This is a genomic window from Pseudomonas reactans (assembly GCF_013387025.1).
GTDB lineage: Bacteria > Pseudomonadota > Gammaproteobacteria > Pseudomonadales > Pseudomonadaceae > Aquipseudomonas > Aquipseudomonas reactans.
Map to the genome: position 1 here is coordinate 1 of NZ_JACAQP010000162.1, position 400 is coordinate 400.

Sequence of the window (400 nt, forward strand, 5' to 3'; positions counted from 1 at the left end):
GTCAAGGTCAGCACAATAATGGACGACCCTACAGGCCATACAACCAAGGACAGCAACAAAATTTCAGGCAGAACAATTATCAGAATCAATCAAATAGTCAGCCTAGAAACCAGCAGCCTGCAAACAACGGAAACAACAACAACAACAGGGGGCCCACCAACACTGCCAACAACGCCCCAGGGACCCAAGAAGAGATGATATCAAAAATGTATGACATGGTCACTGCGACTCAACAACAATCTCAAGCAAATGCAAAAGCCATCGCAAATATGGAAAGACAAATAGGTCAAATGGCTGCAGATCAGCAAAAGAGGGATAATGGCAAGCTGCCAAGTGCTACTGAAGTAAACCCTACGAATAATCAACGACAAGGGAAGGAACAAGTCAATACTGTTGAATA

General features: G+C 44.0%; 2 protein-coding genes. Both read left to right on the forward strand.

The features are described 5' to 3' along the window. Positions 1-198: hypothetical protein (locus HX793_RS31130; protein ID WP_218646226.1), on the forward strand; the 198-nt coding region annotated here is incomplete at its 5' end. A gap of 8 nt (positions 199-206) precedes the next feature. Further along, on the forward strand, positions 207-400 hold a 194-nt coding region (locus HX793_RS31135), incomplete at its 3' end, for a hypothetical protein (protein WP_218646227.1).